Genomic DNA, 17,626 nt, shown 5'->3' on the forward strand with positions numbered 1-17,626 from the left:
TTAGATGTTTAGATGTTAAATAATAAAACTGAAAATCAATTTCAAATTTTAGCATTTCGCACACCATCACATCATCATATTATCAACTTTTTTAATTTCCAAATAACAGGATTAAAGCACCTGTTAATAATAGATTAACCAATGCCAATGGAATTAAAGTTTTCCATCCTAAGTGCATCAATTGATCGTAACGGAATCTCGGTAAAGTCCATCTGATCCACATGAATAAGATGATACCAAATATTGTTTTGCTTAAAAATGCAACGATACTCAAAATACCGGCAACATTTTCTCCCCAATTGTTTGTAACCCAATCTATTCCCGGATAGTTGAATCCTCCGAAGAATAATACAGTAATCAACGCATTGGAAATAAACATGTTAACGTATTCTCCAAACATGAAAAGTCCTAACTTCATCGAAGAATATTCTGTTGAATATCCAGTAACCAATTCGGATTCACATTCTGGTAAATCGAAAGGGTGACGGTTGGTCTCTGCCAAAGCCGCAATTAAGAAAATAATAAATGCAACCGGCTGGTAGAAAATATTCCAATTAAGTCCAGAAACTTCAGGAATGATACCCCAAATTTTTCCGTGTGTTTGGCTTTCAGTAATCACTTTTAAATCTAAACTTCCAGCCATCATAATGATTGCTAATAACGAAAGTCCCATTGCCAATTCGTAAGAAATCATCTGTGACGAAGCTCTTACCGCACTGATTAATGAATATTTGTTGTTAGAAGCCCAACCTCCAATCATGATACCGTAAACCCCGATAGATACCATACCAATAAGATAAAGTACACCAACATCGATATTTGCAACTTGCAGATCAAATGATTGTCCGCCGATATTAAGACTTTTTCCCCATGGGATAACAGCACCAGTAATTAATGAAATAAACATCACTAAGGCTGGCCCAATTACGAATAAGAATTTTTCGGCATTGGCTGGGGTGAAGTCTTCTTTGAAGAAAAACTTTCCACCATCTGCTAGAGGTTGTAACAGGCCAAATGGTCCTGCACGGTTTGGTCCGATACGGTCTTGCATAATTGCTGCAACTTTACGCTCTGCCCATGTAGAGTAGGCAGCCACAGTAAGTGCTAGCAAGAATAAAGCAAGGACTAATATTAATTTAAAAGTTAGTAGTTCCATAAAATTGTATTAGAAATTTGAGATCTGATAGCAAATAAAGCGTTGTTACCAAAACATCAAATTATCACATTTTCATATTAAATTTCGTCTTTTTTAGCAATTTCTTTTGCATCTGGATTATCCAATTGTCTGAAATAATCCTTCGGTTTTTCATAATGGTTCAAAGAAATAACTGAATGTCTATCGATATGTCTAGGGCCTTCGATTGTCCAATATTTCACATCTTTTCTTTCAAAACGACATGTATTACAGATCCAATCTTCCACCTCGCCATATTGATCTTGACGCGCTGTAACTCTTATCACTTCGTCGCCTTTCATCCACAACACCACTTTACCACTACATTTTTCACAAGAACAAGAAGCATTCAATGGTTTTGTAAACCACACGCGACTTCCGAATCTTGCCGTTCTGTCTGTTAGTGCTCCTACAGGACAAACATCGATAACGTTACCGATAAAATCGTTGTCCAAAGCCTTGTTAAGATAGGTCGAAATTTCAGCGTGATCCCCACGGAACAAAATACCATGTTCGCGCTTTTCTGTAAGTTGATTGGCTGCCAAGACACATCTTGCACAAAGGATACAACGGTTCATATTCAGTTTGATATATGGACCAATATCGTCTGCTTCGTAGGTGTTTCTTTCGAATTCTGTTCTGGTACCTGCAACGCCGTGTTCGTAACCCAAATCCTGAAGATGACATTCTCCAGCTTGGTCACATATAGGACAATCCAAAGGGTGATTTAGTAACAAAAATTCGGTCACCGCTTTACGACCTTCTTGTGCTTTTTCGGAGGTTAGATTTTTGACCTCCATACCATCCATAACGCCAGTTCTACAACTTGCGACTAATTTTGGCATTGGACGAGGATCGGCATCAGAACCTTTTGACACTTCTACCAAACAAGTTCTACATCTTCCACCACTTTGCTCCAATTTGCTGTAATAGCACATTGCAGGAGGTACAGATTTGCCTCCGATTTGTCTAGCTGCCTCCAAAATAGAAGTACCTGGCAAAACTTCGGTTGTCTGTCCGTCTATGGTAACTTTAAATTTTTTAATTTCTTCGCTCATTTTATTTAATTATAAGCTTATAATTGTAGGTTTTACCCTCTTATTTTTTCTTATTGAATCCAAAAATATATCCGATTCCCAGATTGGCTTGCGCGAACATAAAATCCTGAGAGGCTTTGTCCGATTTATTAAGCGTTGTTTTAATATCTGGCATGTTGATATAACCAACTTTACCTTCTAATCTTAACATGATGTGGTTTGCAAAAATCATGTTAAAACTGGCTCTTGCATCAGCACCAAATCCTGCCAAATGAAAACGATCACTTCTTTCGTTTCCAAATAATTTAACATTCGATTTTGGAAGTAAAGCTCCTACGCCAGCCCCATAAGCGAACTCGATATCTAATCCTTTTTTGTTAAGAATATTTTGATATTTTTCTGCACCAATGTTGATGTAGTTGAGCCCATCTGTATGTTCGAATGTCAAAAATTCGCCATTGCTTAAGTTAACTGCTGAGCCTGGCATAATCATATTGGCGTAGGTTGGATCAGAAATATGACCTTTGAAACCAACACTTTGATTTTGATCCATCACATACTTCATGTGATCCAAGCCCAAAACAATAGCAACATTATCTTTGATAAAATACCCAATTCTTGCATTGGTCTGTGGAATGGTTAAGTTATCTGGTGCAAAATAATCCTTGAAAGTAAACTTTGTAGGTCTATCATGTGCAGATACTCTTTTCAACGTGAAGTCATAACCATCGCCTTTGAAATGGATGTTAGAGTCGCTGTAGGCAGCGGTATTCCAACCCCAGAACACAAATATTTTTCCTTTTTTAGTTAAAGAGCTGTCCTCTTGTGATGTTTGTGCTTGTGCTAATCCCAAAGTGCTAGACAAGGCCAATACACCAGCTAATAAAATCTTCTTCATTTTAGTTTCCTGCTACAACAGGAATAGGGTCAGCATAATTTGCTAAGCCATAATTTTGAGTTAAACATAATTCGGGATTGTTCACATGCCATTCGAACTCATCTCTGAAGTGGCGAATAGCTGCTGCAACAGGCCAAGCCGCTGCATCTCCCAATGGACAAATCGTATTACCTTCGATTTTTCTTTGGATATCCCATAACAAATCGATGTCGGCTAAAGTAGCCTGTCCGTTGTCAATTTTTTTCAATATTTTGTACAACCACCCCGTACCTTCGCGGCAAGGCGTACATTGTCCACAACTTTCATGATTGTAAAATCTTGCTAAAGTCATGGTATGTTCTACAACACATTGGTCTTCATCCAATACTTCGAAACCTCCCGATCCCATCATGGTTCCTGTTGCGAAACCACCATCTGCAAGAGATTCGTAGTTCATTAATCGAGGTTCGCCGTTTATCGTTTTTAATAATAAATTAGCCGGTAAAATTGGAACTGAAGATCCTCCAGGAATACAAGCTTTTAATTTTTTTCCGTTCGGAATTCCACCACAATATTCATCAGAGTAAATGAATTCTTCAACAGAAATGGTCATATCAATTTCGTAAACGCCAGGTTTGTTGATATTTCCACAAGCGGAAATCAATTTGGTACCTGTAGAGCGTCCTACACCAATTTTGGCATATTCTGCACCAGTTATATCGATAATAGGAACAACTGCTGCAATGGTTTCAACATTGTTAACAACGGTTGGTCTTTCCCAAAGTCCTTTTACAGCTGGGAAAGGTGGTTTTAGTCGCGGGTTTCCTCTTTTACCTTCTAGAGATTCTAGTAAAGCCGTTTCTTCTCCACAAATATAAGCACCTGCACCACGCTGAACATAAATTTCTAAATCGTAGCCTGTACCTAAAATGTTTTTACCTAGAAATCCTGCTTTTTTGGCCTCCTCAATCGCTTCTTCTAAAATATCTGGAATCCAAGAATATTCTCCACGAATGTAGATGTACGACACATTGGCTCCTAAAGTAAATGACGAAATCAGCATGCCCTCAATCAAAAGATGAGGAATGAATTCCATTAAATATCGGTCTTTAAAAGTTCCCGGCTCTGACTCGTCGGCGTTAACTACCAAATGTCTTGGCACGCCTTCCGGTTTTGCAAGGAAACTCCACTTCATACCCGTTGGGAAACCGGCGCCTCCACGACCTCTTAGACCAGAGATTTTTACTTCTTCCAGAACTTCTTCAGGCGTCATTTTCAGGGCTTTTTCAGCCGCTGTATATCCACCTTGTTTGCGGTAAACATCGAAAAAGCGTATGCCCTCTACATGTGCGTCTTTTAATAAAAGTTTTCTGCCCATCGTTAATATATTAATCTAAAGCGATTTGTCCTTGTCTGCAAAGTTCAAGGATTTCATCTACTTTTTCTATCGTTAAATTTTCATGATAAAACTTACCCAATTGCAACATTGGAGCATAGCCACAAGCACCAAGACATTCTACTGGTTTCAATGTGAAAAGACCATCAGCTGTTGTTTCTCCATCTTTAATGTTAAGTTTGGTACGGATGTGGTCTAGGATTTTTTCGCTGCCTTTTACCATGCAAGGTCCTGTTCTACAAACTTCCAAAACATATTTGCCAACAGGTTTCATATTGAACATGGTGTAGAAAGTAGCCACTTCGTAAACCTCAATAGGGGTGATATTAAGCACCTGCGCTACATAATCCATAACAGGAACATCTAGCCAACCACCGAATTCCTTTTGTGCAATATGCAAAACGGGAATTAAGGCAGACTTTTGACGACCTTCTGGATATCTTGCGATGATTTTATTTACCTGTTCTAAAGTTTCAGGTTTAAAAGCAATTGTTTCGCTCATATTTATAGATTTTAGATTTTAGATTTTAGATTTTAGATGAAAATCAAAACACTAAAAATCTATTTTATTTATAATTTATAATTCAAAATTCCTAAGCATCAAGCTCTCCCGCAATTACATTCATGCTACACATGGTTACAATCGCATCAGAAATTACCGATCCTGTAATCATCTCTGGATAGGCTTGGTAATAAATAAAGCAAGGTCTTCGGAAGTGTAATCTGTATGGACTTCTACCACCGTCACTCACCAAGTAGAATCCTAACTCTCCATTTCCACCTTCTACCGCATGATAAACTTCGCCACGAGGAACGTCTGTTTCTCCCATTACAATTTTGAAATGGTAAATTAAAGCTTCCATTTTGGTATAAACATCGGCTTTTTCTGGAAGATAAAACTCGGGAACATCTGCATGGAAAGGACCTTCTGGAAGGTTTTCGTAAGCTTGTTTAATAATTTTAATAGATTCCCAAACTTCTTGTTGACGTACCATGAAGCGGTCGTATGTATCGCCTGCTGTACCAATCGGAATTGTGAAATCAAAATCCTGATAAGAAGAATAAGGCTGTGCCACACGAACGTCGTAGTCGACACCTGCAGCTCTTAGGTTAGGACCTGTGAAACCATAGCTTAAAGCTCTTTCGGCGGAGATACCACCCACACCAATCGTTCTGTCCATAAAGATTCTGTTTCTTTCCAAAAGATTACAAAATTCTTGGAATCTTGGTGGGAAAGTTTTTAGAAAATCTTTTATAAGTTCATGGAATTTAGGTGTAAGATCTCTTTCGAAACCTCCAATTCTTCCCATATTAGTTGTCATACGGGCACCACAGATTTGCTCATACATATCATAGATACGTTCTCTTTCCACGAACATGTATGTCAGTCCAGTGATTGCTCCAGAGTCCATTCCAGTAACACCATTACAAATTAGATGATCGCCGATTCTTGCCAATTCCATCAAAATCACGCGCATATAGTCAACGCGTTTTGGAACTTCGCAGCCTATCAGTTTTTCAACAGTCATGTGCCAACCTAGGTTGTTAATAGGCGCAGAACAATAGTTCATACGGTCTGTTAAAGTGGTGATTTGCGAAAAGTTTCTTCTTTCAGAAATTTTTTCGAAAGCTCTATGGATGTAACCAACAGTTTGTTCTGAGTGCAAAATACGTTCGCCATCCATTGTTAGCACATTTTGGAAAATCCCGTGTGTTGCTGGATGGGTAGGTCCAAGGTTGAGGGTGTAAAGTTGACCGTCAATTTGTTCCTTTGATTCGTATTGGTTAAGTATGTTTGATAATTCGTTGTCTTTCATAAATTTTAATGCTTTAGGCTATAGGCTTTAAGCTTACTGCTTACTGCTTATTGCATTAGTTCTATCTTCCGAACATGCTATCGTTTTTGTCAGTACGTGTGCCATCTTCCAGACGATATTCTTTTAACATCGGATGATAACCAAGATCGTCCATATTAAGAATAGGGCGAAGATCTGGATGTCCTTTGAATTTGATTCCGTAGAAATCAAAAGTTTCGCGCTCCATCCAGTTGGCACCAGCAAATAGTTCTGTTAAAGAATCGATTTCCGGATTTTCTTTTGGCATAAAAGCTTTAAGACGCAGACGTACGTTAGTCATCATATTATGTAAATGATAAACCACGCCTAATTCTTTTTCTGGGTTTTCTGGATAATGAATACCACAGATGTCTGTTAAAAAATTAAATTCTAAAGAAGAATCTCTCAAGTAGTGAACCACTTTTTTAATATCATCTTTTTTAACTTCCACCGTCAGCATGCCATAAGGTTCGGATGTTGTAAGAATTGTTTCAGGAAATTCTCTTGTTAAAGCTTCTAATACGAATTCGTTTGTCATGTTTTCCCTGATTTATTTAATTCCGTAAGATTCTAACAATGCTTTATATTCTGGTAAGTCTCTTCTTCTAAGACTTTCTGTACGTGCTAATTCTTGTACCTGCATAACCCCTTCGATGATTTGCTCAGGTCGAGGTGGGCATCCAGGGACATAGACGTCAACAGGTATAATTTTGTCAATTCCTTGAAGTACCGAATAAGTATCAAAAATACCGCCACTAGAAGCACAAGCGCCAACGGCTACAACCCATTTTGGTTCTGCCATTTGGGAATAAACTTGTTTAAGAACTGGTGCAAGTTTTTTAGAAATTGTGCCGCAAACCATCAACATATCGGCTTGTCGCGGCGAGAAAGAGTTTCTTTCCATACCGAATCGGGCTGCATCGTAAGTAGGGTTAAGCGTTGCCATAAATTCAATACCGCAGCATGATGTTGCAAAAGGTAATGGCCAAAGCGAATAACTTCTGGCAAGACCAATAACACTGCTCAATTTTGTTGCAAAAAATCCTTCTCCTTCATAACCTGCAGGAGCTGGATTGTTCATGTTAACAACTGGTTTATTATTATCTGACATTTTTTTTAATTTAATTATTTATCCCAATCCAAAGCACCTCTTTTAAGGACATAGAAGAATCCAAGGAAAAAGATGGATACAAATGTTACAATTGCTAAAAATCCTTCTGTACCCAACTCGCGGAAGTTGACCGCATAAGGATAGAAGAAAACAATTTCGATATCGAAAAGAACAAATAGGATAGCGGTAAGGAAATATTTTACAGAGAAAGGCGTTCTTGCATTGCCGACAACTTCCACACCACATTCAAAACTTTGTCCTTTTACTTCACTCTTTACTTTTGGGCCAAGAAAGTGTGCACCAAGTAAAGAAACGATTACAAACCCTAGACCTACAGCCGCTTGGATAAGAATCGGAATATAATTTTCTGGTAAATTCATTATTGTACCTAATTTATGCACCTGCAAAAGTACTAAATTAAGATGGAATAACAGAGAAATCAACCACTTTAAGTGATTTTGGAAGTGTTGAAAAAAGCTAATTTAGAATAATTATAAATAACGAAATTGCTATTTTTTCTTATTCATTCTTTTTAATATTATAAATGCAAAATATGCGATATATAGAAACAAAATACTTGCGAAAATGATGTTAATCAATGTGTTAGTTTTTGGATCTTTTATAGGGTCTATAAAGTTGAATGCTAAAAATATCAGGATAAGAATTGCGTATATGATAATTTGCTTTTTCATGTTTTGATGACTTTTAATAAAAAAATTAATTTAAGCAATTGTTTAATAAATTATATTTCCTTGCTATAAGTTCGTCTTCTTTTATGATTAATTGGCTCGTAATCTTGCCAAAGTAGTTGGATGTTTTTGTTTTCTTCCAACTCTGGATTGGTCTCTAAGAATTTGACGCCTTTTTTTCTAAAAGTATCATAAATTTCTTTAAAAATAATCGCCGTAACACCGCGGCGTTGATAGTCTGGATGGATGCCTATTAAATAAAAATTCGCACGATCATTCTTTTTTCCAGCATTTAGCAAATGCCACCAACCAAAAGGGAAAAGTTTGCCTTTTGCCTTTTGTAAAGCTCGAGAATAAGAAGGCATTGTAATGGCAAATGATATCAAATTATGATCTTCGTCCTCGATACAGATAATGTAATCTTTGTCGATGAAACCAAAATATTTTTCTTTGTAATGATTGATTTGTTCATCTGTAATCGGGGTATAAGTCGAAAGCCCTTTGTAAGTTTCATCCAAAAGTTTGAACATGGGTTCTACCAAAGGGAGGATTTCTTTTTTGTTATTAAATTTAAGAACTCTTAATTTATATTTTTCTTTAATTAAATTGTTGAATTTGACTACTTTATCAGGTAAAGTTTCAGGGAATTCAATCTCGAATTCTACCCATTCTTTTTCTTTAATCAAACCTAGGTTTTCTAAATGTTTTGGATAATAAGCTTCGTTATAAATGCCAATCATTGTCGCAAGTCTGTCAAAACCCATCGTTAACATTCCGGCTTTGTCCAGATTGGTAATGCCCATTGGTCCTTCTATCTTAGAAATGTTTTTGCTTTTTGCATATTCGATTGCTTTGTTAATTAAGGCTTTTGAAACCGCTTCGTCATCAATAAAATCCAACCATCCAAATCTTAGCTTTTTGATACCAAGATCTTTTTCTTCTTTATGATTAATCATCACCGCGATTCGACCTACAATTTTGCTGTCTTTTAATGCTAAAAATTGTTGCGCCTCAGCATACTCCAAAGCAGGATTTTCGGCAGGATTCCAAATGTTAAGTTCGTCCGCTGTTAAAGCAGGCACATAGTTGGGGTTGTTGCGGTACAAATCGTTTGGAAATTGGACAAAATCTGTCAAATCTTTCTTTGATTCTACCTTTTTTATGATGATTTGTGACATAATTTTCAATATTAAACAAATATAAGCGCAAAAGCTACTCATTGCAATACTTTGGCATAGTTTTTACAACAAAATAAGTGCTAAAATAAAATTTATAAAACTAAATAAAATGACAGGTTATTATTTAATTATCGGTCTTACGATGCTGGCGAGTTGGCTAGTATCGAGTAGGCTGAAATCAAAATTTCAGTATTATTCTCAGGTACATTTGAGGAACGGAATGTCAGGGAAAGAAGTTGCTGAAAAAATGTTGAGAGACAATGGGATTAATGATGTACAAGTAATTTCGGTTCCAGGTCAATTGACGGACCATTACAATCCAGAAAACAAAACAGTCAACCTTTCCGAAGGTGTATATATGCAAAGAAATGCAGCGGCAGCGGCTGTTGCAGCTCATGAAGTAGGTCACGCAGTGCAACATGCTGTGGGCTATTCGATGTTGCAATTGAGATCAAAATTAGTCCCTATGGTTAACATCAGCTCCACTTTATCACAATTCGTAATTATGGCTGGTATTGGTGTTATGGTGGCTTCAAGAACTATTGAAAACCCTCAAGGTAATACTTGGGTTTTGGCAATTGGCGTGGCGCTTTTCGCGGTGACAACTTTATTCGCTTTTGTAACGCTTCCCGTAGAATATGATGCGAGTAATCGTGCGATGAAATGGTTGAAAGATACAGGAACGGTGACGCAAGAAGAATATATTGGGGTTGAAGATAGTCTAAAATGGGCTGCGAGAACTTATGTGGTAGCAGCTTTAGGGTCATTAGGACAACTTTTGTATTGGGCTTCGATGCTTTTCGGAGGCCGTCGCGAGTAATATTACAAATCTATAAAAGCATACTCTAAAAGCATCTCTGACAATTGGTTGGAGATGTTTTCTTTTTGTGCGGTTTTTACCCGTGCTGTGATGTGACAAATCTGTTGCGCATCGAAGTCTAAAATTTGTGCACCGTTTTTATTGAGTAAAGAAAAAATAACATTTTGCTGACTGAATTTAAAACTGAGTTTCAGTTCGCTTTCCAATTCTTTAGTAATGATATTTGCTGATTCCAAGGTTAATTTAGCGCTTTCTTTATAAGTTTTGACCAAGCCTGAAACGCCAAGTTTTGTTCCGCCATAGTAACGAATGACAACCACTAAAATATTGGTGAGTTGATGGGCAAGAAGTTGGTTGTAGATGGGTAATCCTGCACTTCCACTGGGTTCGCCATCATCGTTGGCGCGGTAGTTTTCGCCAGAAAGTCCTAGTCGGTAAGCGTAACAATGGTGCGTTGCTTTTGGATGAATTTCGCGTAAATGATTAAGACAAGATTTGACTTCTTCTTCAGAGATGACGGGATAGGCAAAACCAATGAATTTGCTGCCTTTTTCTTTTAGTGAAATATCTTCAATTGGCTTTTCGATGCTTTGGTATTCGAACATTTTTAAAGGAATTGATTTTCGGGATTAATATAATGTTGAATAAGATTTCCTCGGAAATTCATTTGATTATTCATTTCAAAATTAAATTCAGGTGCTTTGGTTCCGTTGGCTAAATTCAATTCAGGATTTTTAATGATAAAAGCTTCATCCCAAAGATTGGTATGGATAAATTGTTTCAACGTATAACTTCCGCCTTCTACCAAAACCGATTGTATGTCAAGTTCGAAAAGTTTTGTCATCAAATCCGTCATCATATTTTCTTTTTCAATTTTTACAAAGTGTAGATGATTTATTTTTTCATCTTTAATAACATTGAAAATTATCGTTGGTGCTTCGTTATTGTAAATTTTAAAGCCTAAAGGAACTTCCAAATTGAGATCAATTAAAATTCTAATAGGATTTTGACCTTCAATTTCGCGTACAGTTAAGTTGGGATCATCATGAAGTGCGGTATTTTTTCCGACCAAAATAGCATGTTCTTCACTTCTCATTTTATGTACAAATTGTTTGCAAAGGCTGTTACTAATTGGGTAAGGTTTATGATTTTTATCCATAAATGCATCCTGAGATTCTGCCCATTTCAGGATAATATAAGGTCTTTTCTTTTGATGAAAGGTGAAAAATCTTTTGTTGAGAGCCAAACTTTCTTTTTCTAAAATGTCAGAATCTACATCAATGTCGGCATCAGTCAAAATTTTGACACCTTTTCCACTCACTTTATCGTGGCTGTCGATAACACCGATAACGACTTTTTTAAAACCAATTTCTTTAATCTTCAGCGCGCAAGGTGGTGTTTTCCCAAAATGGGCGCAAGGTTCCAGCGAAACATAAATCGTTGAGTCTTGCAATAAGACGAAATCTTCCGCTTTTACACTGTTAATGGCATTAATTTCAGCATGGGCTTCGCCAGCTTTTTTGTGATAAGCTTCACCGATGATACGATTGTTATGGACGATAACTGCGCCAACCATCGGGTTAGGATAAGTTTTGCCGATGGCGTTTTCTGCTAATTGTATGCAGCGTTGTAGGAAGAATTTGTCTGTCATTTTATATAAAAAACACTTAAACAAAGTTAAGTGTTTTTGAAGATTTTATGCGAGAAAGCTTTATTTACCTGTCAATTTAATGTTTGGCATTGGCGTTGTGATGACGCGATCCAGCATTTTGTTTCTTTGTTTGTTGATGTATTTTGCAGTGCCACGAAAATCTGAGCTGTAAAATCTTTTGGAATATGTATAAATCAAAAATCCATTTTGGTCCCCATTTTTAGTTGGTCGAAAACGGTCGATATTATATTCCGCATAAGCTTCGCCAGCACCTTCTTTCGGGACAATGGTTACTAAATAATCTACAATAATCTCTTTACCGTCTGGACTTTCAATAACATCTACGAAAGAATAATTGTCATTAACCTGAGTTTTTCTGTTTTGTAAACTCTCAACTTTTTTCCGAACCGCTTCTTCAATATCGATTTCTTTGTTATAAAAAGAAAGATTAATTAGTTCTTGATAATTGTCGTAATCGTCATCGCTACGGAGATATTTTTGTTGAAACCACGTTGCCGAATTTTTTTTGCTCCAATAAAGAAAATATTCGTTATCACCAATTTTAATAGGGCCAGGAACGCTGATATAGTCAACAATATCGCGACCTTCCACTGCTTGGGTTTCTTGGGCAGAAAGTCCAAGAAATGCAAATGTCAATACGAGGATTAATGATAATTTTCTCAACATCGTTTTCTGGTTAAGATTAATTTTCGTTGTTGGCAATAATATTGTGGAGACTTAGTTTTAAACTTTCTAGCAAAGCTTTTTTGTCATCAATTTTTTGATAAGTATCTTTTAATAAAGGATTTTCGCGGGAAGCATTGCTAAAGAAGGAAATATTATTTTCTAATTTAACAACTTCAGCTTCGAGATCAGAAATTTGATTTTTGATTTTTCTAGCTTTATCTGTGATTTGGCTTTCGCTAAGATTTTCTTCGTGCAGATCGAACTCGTTGATTTTGTTAAGTTTGAGTCTTTCGCGCAAAGCTTTATTAAATTCAGTATTGATGCTAAGTTTGTCTTTCGGAACTTTTCCAATCGCGTTCCATTGATTTTTGATTTGCTCAATCTTTTCGATGCTGCCTTCTTCATTAGAAATTGTTTTTAATTCTTCTAATAAAGCTTTTTTATGTTTGTAGTTATCTTTCCAATTGTCCGTTGTTGCGCTATTTTTGTCACGGAAATTTTTGAAAAAAGTATTACATGCATTGCGGAATTCGTCCCAAACTTTGTTGGCTTGCGAACGTGGAACATGCCCTACGTTCTTCCAATCTTCTTGTAATTTTTTGAAAAGAGGAACTGCCGTTTCCCAATCTTCAGAATTCATGTTATCTTGTGCGGTTTTTATCAAAATGATTTTTGCCTCAAGATTTTTGATTTGAGAATCCTTTAGATCTTTATAAAAACTATTTTTTGCAGTATTAAAAGCGCGAAGGTTTTGTTTGAAATCTGTCCAAATTTGGTTTGAAAATTTCTTGGGAACACTACCTATTTTTAAGAAATCAAGTCTAAGATTTTCAACTGTTTTTATAGAGTTTTGCCAATAATTGTGGTTGATGTTTTTGTCTGGAGTAGCTAGCTTTTGTAGCGTTTCGATAATCTCATTTTTCTTAGCAAGATTCGCTTCTTGATCTCTTTCCAAAGTAGCGATTAACTCGGACTTTCTTTCATGGATTTTTTGAGAAACTTCTTTGAAATCTTCCCAAGTTTTTTCACGGAATTCTTCTGCAACGGGTTCTGCTTCTTCTTTCCAAAGTTTGTGCAGGTATTGCAATTCGTTGAGCGCTTTTTGTACCAAAGGTTCTTCTAGCAATTCTTTGGCTCTGTCGATGATATGCATTCTCTTTTCCAAGTTGTGTGCATACTCTTGCTCCAGATATTCTTTGTTAAGATCCAACATCTCATTGAACATTTTAAGATGGTGGAAGTAGTTGTTATTAAGATTTTTAAATTCGGATTTTGGTACTTGTCCAGCATTTGACCAAGCTTCTTTGATCTCACGAATGGCTTTGAAAAGATTGGTGCCGGGCTCCGAGTTGCTGTATAGATTTTTGAGACGTTCGATAATCTCGTGACGTTCTTCTAGATTTTTGCTGTGTTCTTCGTCCTGTTTTTTGTGGAAGTCATCCATTTTTTCTTTAAAAATACTGACTAAAGCATTTAAGCGCGACGTCTTTGGATGTTGATAACTGAAGGTGTTTTCATCATTGCCTTCTTCTAGATAATGATGTTTTTTTTCATCAACTTCGTCTTGGATAAGGTGCGACGCGGCATCTTTCAGCTGTTGGAATGTTCTTGAATACGAACCTGCATCTTTCAGATTAATGGTTTTTTCCATCTCGTCCAAAATCTCATCGAGAGATTTGCCTTCAACAGGGTTTTCTTCTGTTAAAACTTCAAGATCAGTATTATAAGCAAATTCGCTATTGTCATGTTCTTGTGGTGAAGCGTTTTGAGATTCAGCAAGTGTTACTTTGTTTTCTTCGTTTTCAAGATTTCCAGTCTCTGTTATCATAGCCCAACTTTTTATTAGAATAAGAACTTTTTATCGTACTAAATTAGATTTTTTTTATTGAAATACCCAAATTTTAAAGCCTTTTTATTAAGATTTTGATTTTTGGTGTAAAGTTTTTAAATATTTTTTGTCCAAATATCCCAAGCTTTTTCGGCTTGTTGTTCTAGCATATAATAGCCATTCATGGTTGTAGCGCCTTTGTTTCTCGCTTTTTTTATGAAGGTCGTTTCGCTGGGATTGTAGATTAAATCGATGATGTAATGTTGACTGGTAAGTGCATCAAAAGGAAAATTGAGACAATCCTCAACATTAGGAAATGTGCCAACAGGCGTACATTGTATAATTAATAAATGCTCCGAAACGGTTCTGAAATCAAGGTTGTCAAAAGTGGTTTTTGATTTTCTCGAAATGGTCAAATATTCGATTTGATGTTTTTCCAAAATATATTTAACTGCTTTTGCTGCGCCACCGTCCCCTAAAATTAAAGCTTTGGTATGGTTTGGATTTTTATGAATCATAAGACTTTTTTCAAAACCAAAGGCATCGGTATTGAATCCAATTTTTTTATCATCAATAATTTTGACGCAATTGACAGCACCGATTTTTTGAGCTTCATCACTTAGCTCGTCCAAATACGGAATGATGGCTTCTTTGTAAGGAATTGTAACATTGAAGCCTTTTAGGTTTTCTTGTTTTAAAAAGCTTTCTAAATTGTCGAGGTTTTGGAAATCAAAAAAACGGTAAGTATGATTTTTTAAAAATAGTTTTTTGAATTTTTCTTCAAAGTATTTTTTTGAAAAAGAGTAGGAGATATTTTTTCCTAAAAGTCCAAAAATGTGTGCTTGTTCCATAGAGTAAAGTTAAAAAAAAGACCGAAGTTTTCTTCGGTCTTTAATATGATTCTTTTCAATATTATTCAACAATAAATTTAGTTGAAGCTGTTGAGGATTTTAGAATGTAGATTCCTTTTGGAAGCTTGTTCAGGTTCAATTTTTGTTTGTTTTTAACTTGGTTGAAGTTTTGAACTTTTTGTCCGTTAAGGTTATAGATTTCTATATTGTCAACATTTTTAATTCCTTCCACAAAGATTTCATGGTTTTTAACAGGATTAGGATAAACTTTGATTTTGTTATCTGCGTTTTTTACTTCATCTGTTGCCATTTTTGTATAACAAGTCCAAGACAGGTTGTCTAGAGATACACGGTTGTTGGCAGATAGGTTTTGATCAATAATTTCGATTTCTATATTTCCTTCGATATTGATGTTAGAAATGGTGAAGGTTTTGGCATCTTTAGAATAAGCAATTGTCCCAACATTTTGACCATTAACCAATACGTTGAGTGTCCCTGCTTTGTCTGTATCGAAAGGTAGTTTGGTTCTCAAAGAAAGACTTCCGATTCCACCAGAAATTCCTGTAGCTTTTAATGCACCAGCGTTAGTACCACCAGTTTTAATACAGATAGCTTTGTTGTTGTCGCCATCAATATAGATTTGTTTATCTGTTCTGGCATTTGTCGCTTCATAAATAACACCATTGGTTGACCATTCTCTCAAAGAGTATGATGATGCTGGCGGTTGACTAGGAACTGGGATATTGTCAAAAGTTTCTGTACCACAAGTTGCTCCAGTGTTGCCGCCATCGCCGTCACCATTACCAGAAGACTTCGTTGTTGTCAAGTCAATAGTATTGCTGTTTCCGGAAATGTTGCCAGCAGCATCTTTGGCTTTTACATAAAATGAATATGCTGTTTCTGGTGTAAGACCAGTAATATTCGCGCTGTTGGTTGTTGTATTTTGTTTGAGTTGATTATTCATGTATACATCGTAGCTCGCAACAGCAAAATTGTCGGTTGAAGCTGTCCATGCCAATGTAGCAGAGGTAGCTGTAACATTAGAATAATTAAGATTGGTTGGTGTAGATGGTGCTTGTGTGTCTGTAGTGCCACCACCATTGAAAGAGTCTGGCCAAGTGTTTTGTGCCGCTTGTCCACCCCAAATAACAGTTGCTAAATAAGGATTGTCAATGAAAGGGTTTCTGTTACCTTGTTTGTTAGCAACGATATTGTTTCTTTGTATTTCAAAATTTGAAATAGGATCTTCTACGTTCCATTTTAATAAGATATCTGGGAAGTCGGAAGCAATGGTACTTGGTCCATAAGTGATGTTCAAAGGTTTACATCTGTCTTTGTAACGCACATACATGTACATAAGAATTCTAGCAACATCGCCTTTCCATTCGTCGCCAGGATACCATCCACCACGACTTGTTTTTTGAGCCATTGCACCTATTCCATCGTCGAAAAGAAGACTTCCTCTTGTGCTGTTTAAGCTAATATCTGCTGGTCTCAAGTGGTGACCATCAGCGCCAGGTCCAGATGTTCCTAAGTTGGGCGTTCCTTTCGATTTTGCATAGACATGCTCTCTGTTCCAAGAACCGCCAATGCTTCTACTTCTTTGGTGCGTGCCCGAGCTTTGGGAACCGTAGATTAATAATAAATTACCAGCTACATCAGGATCTACATCGCTGGTTTTCATAAGTTCTTTAAGCTGAGAATAAGAAATTGTTGTAGTATGTGTGTTAGTAATTGTTGCAGCCAACTGGTTTTTTAATTGATTTCCTGTTAGCTGTAAGTTGACCTGGTTGTAATATGCAGGTGCTGACTGGGCATTTATTACAAATGAGATAATAGATGCTAAAAATGATAACTTTAGTTTCATAGATTTATATTTCTATTTTAGTTCTGTGGTTGCAGCAATGTGCTGATTTATTAATATTTTAAAATTGTTATTAAATAATGTTTTTTCAATAGGTTTTAGAAATTCAAAAAAATAATTGTCATCAAAACGATAAAGCTTGGCTTGTAAGATGTCTTTCTCTGGGTGTTTTTCAATCTCAATATCAATGGGAAAATCAATTGGATCATCGATTTGCCATTTTAAAAATATTTGAGGCAAGCTTATCACTTTTGCGAATAATCCTGGATGCTGATTGCCAGCGCCTGCGAAAATTCGGTTGTCCTTTTTGTCGATTGCGATGACAAAAAGAGGATTAGGTGATCCGCCATATTGATTAACGCCTTTTCTTTGACCAATTTTGAAATGCTCAATCCCGTCATGCCCTCCAATGAGAATTCCGTCAAATAACGAATACATCGGATGTGTTGAAAGCCATAACAGTTCCTCTTTTTTCGAAGCGAACGCTGGTGTCGGCTGCGAGTAGAGTAGAGAAGAAGCAGGTATTTCGACAATTTGACCTTTGTTAGCCATTATTTCATTAATATTCTTTAATTATATTTTATCTTAGAAAAGAAAAGGGCACCAAATGTAAACATTATTTTTCACA

18 protein-coding genes are annotated in these 17,626 nt (G+C 36.4%); 1 reads left to right on the forward strand and 17 read right to left on the reverse strand.

Going from position 1 to position 17,626, the window contains the following annotated elements; genetic code table 11:
- Positions 1-91: 91 nt before the first annotated feature.
- From nuoH to G6R40_RS13640, 10 genes are all read right to left on the reverse strand, one after another.
- Positions 92-1,156, reverse strand: a complete 1,065-nt coding sequence (gene nuoH, locus G6R40_RS13590) for an NADH-quinone oxidoreductase subunit NuoH (RefSeq protein ID WP_165136653.1) — start codon at positions 1,154-1,156, stop codon at positions 92-94.
- 77 nt (positions 1,157-1,233) lie between these two features.
- Positions 1,234-2,232: a 2Fe-2S iron-sulfur cluster-binding protein gene (locus tag G6R40_RS13595; protein ID WP_165136656.1), complete on the reverse strand. Its 999-nt coding sequence runs from the start codon at positions 2,230-2,232 to the stop codon at positions 1,234-1,236.
- A 40-nt stretch (positions 2,233-2,272) separates the two neighbouring features.
- Positions 2,273-3,109 (reverse strand): hypothetical protein, encoded by an 837-nt coding sequence (locus tag G6R40_RS13600; protein WP_165136659.1) that lies wholly within the window; start codon positions 3,107-3,109, stop codon positions 2,273-2,275.
- A 1-nt stretch (position 3,110) separates the two neighbouring features.
- Positions 3,111-4,466 carry an NADH-quinone oxidoreductase subunit NuoF gene (nuoF, locus tag G6R40_RS13605; RefSeq protein WP_165136662.1) on the reverse strand — a complete coding sequence of 452 codons (1,356 nt, stop codon included), beginning with the start codon at positions 4,464-4,466 and terminating at the stop codon, positions 3,111-3,113.
- 10 nt (positions 4,467-4,476) lie between these two features.
- Positions 4,477-4,986, reverse strand: a complete 510-nt coding sequence (gene nuoE / locus G6R40_RS13610) for a complex I 24 kDa subunit family protein (RefSeq protein WP_165136665.1) — start codon at positions 4,984-4,986, stop codon at positions 4,477-4,479.
- Positions 4,987-5,077: 91 nt separating this feature from the next.
- Positions 5,078-6,301, reverse strand: coding sequence for an NADH dehydrogenase (quinone) subunit D (gene nuoD, locus G6R40_RS13615; RefSeq protein WP_165136668.1), 1,224 nt, complete (start codon positions 6,299-6,301; stop codon positions 5,078-5,080).
- A 61-nt stretch (positions 6,302-6,362) separates the two neighbouring features.
- Complete coding sequence (locus tag G6R40_RS13620; RefSeq protein WP_165136671.1) at positions 6,363-6,857, reverse strand: NADH-quinone oxidoreductase subunit C; 495 nt, start codon at positions 6,855-6,857, stop codon at positions 6,363-6,365.
- A 12-nt stretch (positions 6,858-6,869) separates the two neighbouring features.
- The gene (locus G6R40_RS13625) at positions 6,870-7,430 is read right to left on the reverse strand and encodes an NADH-quinone oxidoreductase subunit B (RefSeq protein WP_165136674.1); all 561 of its coding nucleotides are present in this window, start codon (positions 7,428-7,430) and stop codon (positions 6,870-6,872) included.
- Between the two features lie 14 nt (positions 7,431-7,444).
- Positions 7,445-7,810 (reverse strand): NADH-quinone oxidoreductase subunit A, encoded by a 366-nt coding sequence (locus tag G6R40_RS13630; protein WP_165136677.1) that lies wholly within the window; start codon positions 7,808-7,810, stop codon positions 7,445-7,447.
- Positions 7,811-8,172: 362 nt separating this feature from the next.
- The gene (locus G6R40_RS13640; RefSeq protein ID WP_165136683.1) at positions 8,173-9,297 is read right to left on the reverse strand and encodes a GNAT family N-acetyltransferase; all 1,125 of its coding nucleotides are present in this window, start codon (positions 9,295-9,297) and stop codon (positions 8,173-8,175) included.
- A 109-nt stretch (positions 9,298-9,406) separates the two neighbouring features.
- Between G6R40_RS13640 and G6R40_RS13645 the strand changes: the two genes are divergently transcribed.
- Positions 9,407-10,117, forward strand: a complete 711-nt coding sequence (locus tag G6R40_RS13645; protein ID WP_165136686.1) for a zinc metallopeptidase — start codon at positions 9,407-9,409, stop codon at positions 10,115-10,117.
- A gap of 2 nt (positions 10,118-10,119) precedes the next feature.
- On the opposite strand, the gene G6R40_RS13650 is transcribed toward G6R40_RS13645, so the two are convergent.
- From G6R40_RS13650 to G6R40_RS13680, 7 genes are all read right to left on the reverse strand, one after another.
- A complete protein-coding gene (locus G6R40_RS13650) occupies positions 10,120-10,722 on the reverse strand; it encodes an IMPACT family protein (RefSeq protein ID WP_165136689.1) in 603 nt (200 codons plus the stop codon).
- A 2-nt stretch (positions 10,723-10,724) separates the two neighbouring features.
- Positions 10,725-11,768, reverse strand: coding sequence for a bifunctional diaminohydroxyphosphoribosylaminopyrimidine deaminase/5-amino-6-(5-phosphoribosylamino)uracil reductase RibD (ribD, locus tag G6R40_RS13655; RefSeq protein ID WP_165136692.1), 1,044 nt, complete (start codon positions 11,766-11,768; stop codon positions 10,725-10,727).
- A gap of 60 nt (positions 11,769-11,828) precedes the next feature.
- Complete coding sequence (locus G6R40_RS13660) at positions 11,829-12,491, reverse strand: hypothetical protein (protein WP_165130353.1); 663 nt, start codon at positions 12,489-12,491, stop codon at positions 11,829-11,831.
- Positions 12,472-14,283, reverse strand: coding sequence for a DUF349 domain-containing protein (locus G6R40_RS13665; protein WP_165136695.1), 1,812 nt, complete (start codon positions 14,281-14,283; stop codon positions 12,472-12,474). Before G6R40_RS13665 ends, G6R40_RS13660 begins: the two co-directional genes overlap by 20 nt.
- Before the next feature lie 116 nt (positions 14,284-14,399).
- Positions 14,400-15,134, reverse strand: a complete 735-nt coding sequence (locus tag G6R40_RS13670; protein ID WP_165136698.1) for a shikimate dehydrogenase family protein — start codon at positions 15,132-15,134, stop codon at positions 14,400-14,402.
- 61 nt (positions 15,135-15,195) lie between these two features.
- On the reverse strand, positions 15,196-17,001 hold the full coding sequence (locus G6R40_RS13675; RefSeq protein WP_165136701.1) for an endonuclease: 1,806 nt from the start codon (positions 16,999-17,001) through the stop codon (positions 15,196-15,198).
- Between the two features lie 12 nt (positions 17,002-17,013).
- Entirely contained in the window at positions 17,014-17,550 is a 537-nt protein-coding gene (locus G6R40_RS13680; protein WP_165136704.1) for a tRNA methyl transferase PRC-barrel domain-containing protein, read from the reverse strand.
- Positions 17,551-17,626: the final 76 nt, after the last annotated feature.

It is taken from the genome of Chryseobacterium sp. POL2 (assembly GCF_011058315.1).
Lineage (GTDB): Bacteria > Bacteroidota > Bacteroidia > Flavobacteriales > Weeksellaceae > Soonwooa.

Excerpts from the sequence above, each read along its gene's own strand:
- G6R40_RS13625 (WP_165136674.1), bottom strand. The coding sequence starts at position 7,430 with ATGTCAGATAATAATAAACCAGTTGTTAACATGAACAATCCAGCTCCT.
- ribD (WP_165136692.1), bottom strand. The coding sequence starts at position 11,768 with ATGACAGACAAATTCTTCCTACAACGCTGCATACAATTAGCAGAAAAC.
- G6R40_RS13630 (WP_165136677.1), bottom strand. The coding sequence starts at position 7,810 with ATGAATTTACCAGAAAATTATATTCCGATTCTTATCCAAGCGGCTGTA.
- nuoE (WP_165136665.1), bottom strand. The coding sequence starts at position 4,986 with ATGAGCGAAACAATTGCTTTTAAACCTGAAACTTTAGAACAGGTAAAT.
- G6R40_RS13675 (WP_165136701.1), bottom strand. The coding sequence starts at position 17,001 with ATGAAACTAAAGTTATCATTTTTAGCATCTATTATCTCATTTGTAATA.
- G6R40_RS13640 (WP_165136683.1), bottom strand. The coding sequence starts at position 9,297 with ATGTCACAAATCATCATAAAAAAGGTAGAATCAAAGAAAGATTTGACA.
- G6R40_RS13620 (WP_165136671.1), bottom strand. The coding sequence starts at position 6,857 with ATGACAAACGAATTCGTATTAGAAGCTTTAACAAGAGAATTTCCTGAA.
- G6R40_RS13595 (WP_165136656.1), bottom strand. The coding sequence starts at position 2,232 with ATGAGCGAAGAAATTAAAAAATTTAAAGTTACCATAGACGGACAGACA.
- G6R40_RS13645 (WP_165136686.1), top strand. The coding sequence starts at position 9,407 with ATGACAGGTTATTATTTAATTATCGGTCTTACGATGCTGGCGAGTTGG.
- nuoD (WP_165136668.1), bottom strand. The coding sequence starts at position 6,301 with ATGAAAGACAACGAATTATCAAACATACTTAACCAATACGAATCAAAG.
- G6R40_RS13600 (WP_165136659.1), bottom strand. The coding sequence starts at position 3,109 with ATGAAGAAGATTTTATTAGCTGGTGTATTGGCCTTGTCTAGCACTTTG.
- G6R40_RS13650 (WP_165136689.1), bottom strand. The coding sequence starts at position 10,722 with ATGTTCGAATACCAAAGCATCGAAAAGCCAATTGAAGATATTTCACTA.
- nuoF (WP_165136662.1), bottom strand. The coding sequence starts at position 4,466 with ATGGGCAGAAAACTTTTATTAAAAGACGCACATGTAGAGGGCATACGC.
- G6R40_RS13665 (WP_165136695.1), bottom strand. The coding sequence starts at position 14,283 with ATGATAACAGAGACTGGAAATCTTGAAAACGAAGAAAACAAAGTAACA.
- G6R40_RS13670 (WP_165136698.1), bottom strand. The coding sequence starts at position 15,134 with ATGGAACAAGCACACATTTTTGGACTTTTAGGAAAAAATATCTCCTAC.
- nuoH (WP_165136653.1), bottom strand. The coding sequence starts at position 1,156 with ATGGAACTACTAACTTTTAAATTAATATTAGTCCTTGCTTTATTCTTG.
- G6R40_RS13680 (WP_165136704.1), bottom strand. The coding sequence starts at position 17,550 with ATGGCTAACAAAGGTCAAATTGTCGAAATACCTGCTTCTTCTCTACTC.